2 protein-coding genes and 1 pseudogene are annotated in these 2,982 nt (G+C 43.1%); 1 reads left to right on the forward strand and 2 read right to left on the reverse strand.

All coding sequences use genetic code 11. The annotated features are described in order from the left end of the window. On the forward strand, positions 1–1,189 hold a 1,189-nt coding region (locus ACR2F3_RS02090; RefSeq protein ID WP_432708322.1), incomplete at its 5' end, for an alpha-amylase. On the opposite strand, the gene ACR2F3_RS02095 is transcribed toward ACR2F3_RS02090, so the two are convergent. Both ACR2F3_RS02095 and ACR2F3_RS02100 read right to left on the reverse strand, forming a co-directional pair. Further along, complete coding sequence (locus tag ACR2F3_RS02095) at positions 1,147–2,388, reverse strand: DUF5103 domain-containing protein (RefSeq protein WP_432708323.1); 1,242 nt, start codon at positions 2,386–2,388, stop codon at positions 1,147–1,149. The genes ACR2F3_RS02090 and ACR2F3_RS02095 overlap by 43 nt on opposite strands. A 3-nt stretch (positions 2,389–2,391) precedes the next feature. Then, a pseudogene (locus tag ACR2F3_RS02100) lies at positions 2,392–2,982 on the reverse strand (ABC transporter ATP-binding protein); the annotation flags it as partial.

Genomic DNA, 2,982 nt, shown 5'->3' on the forward strand with positions numbered 1-2,982 from the left:
TGATGTGGTGTTTAATCACAAAGCAGGGGCTGACGAGCTGGAAAAAATAGCGGTTAGGAGTGTAGACTACAATAACCGAAACGAATTTACATCTGATTTAATTGAAATTGATGCCTGGACAAAGTTTACCTTTCCTGGCAGTGCACGGAAATACAGTGATTTTGTGTGGGACTATACCTGCTTCAGCGGTGTCGATCATGCAGAGAACCTTCATAAAGATGCCATTTATTCGATCCAGAATGAATATGGAGAGGTATGGGAAGATGTACCTTCGGCAGAGATGGGTAATTATGATTACCTGATGTATAACGATATTGAAACCAGAAATCCAGCCGTAAGGGAAGAACTGAAACGATGGGGGGAATGGTATTATAACACCTGTAAGATGGACGGGTTCAGGCTGGATGCTGTAAAACATATCGCACACGATTTCCTGAATGAATGGATTGACCACATGAGGCAAACTTTCAAAAAGGATTTCTTTTTTGTTGCTGAAAACTGGGTTGTAGACAATGTAGAGGAACTGGTAAACTATATCGACATGACCGAGGGAAGGACGCAGCTTTTTGATTCACTTCTACACTACAACTTTTACCAGGCAAGTTTGCAAGGCAAAGAATATGATATGAGCAATATATTTAACGGCACCCTGGTTCAAACCCATCCATCGCTGTCTGTTACCTTTGTGGATAATCATGATACACAACCGTTACAGTCGCTTACAGCCTATGTGGAGTATTGGTTCAGGCCATTGGCTTATGCTTTGATTTTATTACGGGAGCAGGGAATACCCTGTGTTTTTTATCCTGACCTCTATGGTGGGAAATACAAGGATAGAAACCAGGATGGGCTGGAGGTGGATGTTGAATTGGTTCCACTGGACGAATTACCGGAATTATGTGCCATAAGAAAAGATAAAAGCTACGGCATACAGCGCGACTACATCGACCATCCGAATTGCATTGGCTGGACACGTGAGGGCGAAGATGATAAACCCGGGTCGGGATTGGCGGTGGTAATGAGCAACAGTGCAGAGGGCCACAAGTTCATGGAAATGGGTAAAAGACATGCCGGTAAAACCTTTGTGGATGCTTTGGGTAAACGCAATGAAGAGATTACAGTTAATGAAGAGGGCTGGGCGGAGTTCTACTGTTTAGGTGGAAGTGTGTCTGTTTGGGTACTTAAATAACCAACCAGCTCATCCCAGCGGCCTCCAGGCTTACGGTAGTAAACAAATACCTGGTAGGCATTTTGGGTTTCATAATAATTTCCTTCAAGCAGCTGGTGGCTTAAAGCGCCATTTTCCTTGTTTCGGTACACATAAAGGTAATCGTATAACCCCTGTTTTAAATATAAACTGCTCTGATATCCGTTTAACGCCTGGTTGTATTGAAGTTTACTTTGTTCGTTGGTTAAATAGTTGTTGAAGCGACCGGTAATATATACCTCGCCGTTTTGAAGATTTACCGGCGTTTGCAACAACAGATCCACTTTTATGTAATCGCTTTCTGTATCAGGGGGCCTGTTTTCCATATTTCTGATAAAGAAGTTGCCGTTTTCATCAAACTGGGAGGCGTATTTCTGATCGTTCCTGGTCATGTCCCTGATTTTGCTCTCCGGCGCACGTAAGTTGCGAAGGTCGAGCTTTCTGAATTCATTTCCCCCTGCAAAAACGTTTGTTTTGATATCGTTATATTGAATCAGGTTAGGCTTAACAAAGGAAGCCTTGCTATTGTAGTTTGCAAAGTTAGGGTTGCCATTTTGCATCACTACTGTTTTAATATCAGTATAAGGGTTTTGGACACGTAAACGGCTGGTGTTTACACTAAAGTTCAGCTTTTGGTGTGTTGCACGCTGGCTAACATCCGGGGCTGGTATCACATCAACTTGTAAAGCAGCAAGATTTTCAACCACATAAAAACGCTGTGAAATCACTGGCAATTTTTGTCTGCCTTCTACGTATACCTTTAGGATATAATTTCCAGAAATTTTAAACTGTACCTGCTCATTAGGCAAGGTGAGGCGGTAATGGGTGTAATTTTGCCGAGTTCCTGAAGCATATTCATAATCCTGCAGGCGGTCGCCGGCAAATGAGGTGACATAATCTAAAGTAGAAAGGCCGGACGGTTTCCAGTCGGCTGTGCAATGTTCTACCACATAAGCATAACTTTTACTGCCACCTTCGAGGTCGTCGAAGGTAAACAGCAGCTGTTCGGTAGATTGAAGGGTAATAACAGGCAGAGACTGCTCTTTTTGAGTGTTGTAAGCTTGTATGGTTTTGATATAAGGCTGAAAAACCTGGTTATCGTTAACGAGGGGGCTTTGCTGTGCAAAGGCCGGTGGCATACAAAACACCAATAAAATGAGCAATCTCCACTGTATAGGCATGGGCTAGCCTTCTAATTCCATGATTTCGGCAGCAAGTTCTTCCCAGTTTTGCTGTGCCGAGTCGAGCGTTTGTTTTGCAGCTTTATATTTTTGATTTACTTCTGCCAGTTTATGCTGGTCGCTGTAAATTTTCTCGTCTGCCAGTTCCATTTCTATCGCTTTCACGATGGCTTCCTGCTCAGAGATTTGCGTTTCTGCTTTTTGTAGCTGATCGTTCAGTTTTTTTAACTGCTGCTGCGGGTTTGGCGCTGCTTTTTTCTCCTCTACTTTAGGCTTGGTTTCTTTTTCTGCCTTGTATGGAATACTGGTAGCAGGAACCGGCGCTCTTTTGCTGTTCCACTCTTCGTATTCGGCATAAGTACCTGGGTATTGTTTGATTTTCTTATCTTCAATGAACCAGATTTTGTTGGCTACATTGTCAAGGAAATACCTATCATGGGATACGGCAATGAAAGTACCCTCGTATTGTTTCAAGGCCTGGATCAAGATGTTCACCGACTGGATGTCAAGGTGATTGGTAGGCTCATCGAGAATCAGAAAGTTTGAATCTGTGGTTAATGATTTCGCTAAAGCCACACGTGATTTCTCACCTCC

This window comes from Pedobacter sp. (assembly GCF_045627485.1).
In the GTDB taxonomy this organism is placed as follows: domain Bacteria; phylum Bacteroidota; class Bacteroidia; order Sphingobacteriales; family Sphingobacteriaceae; genus Pedobacter.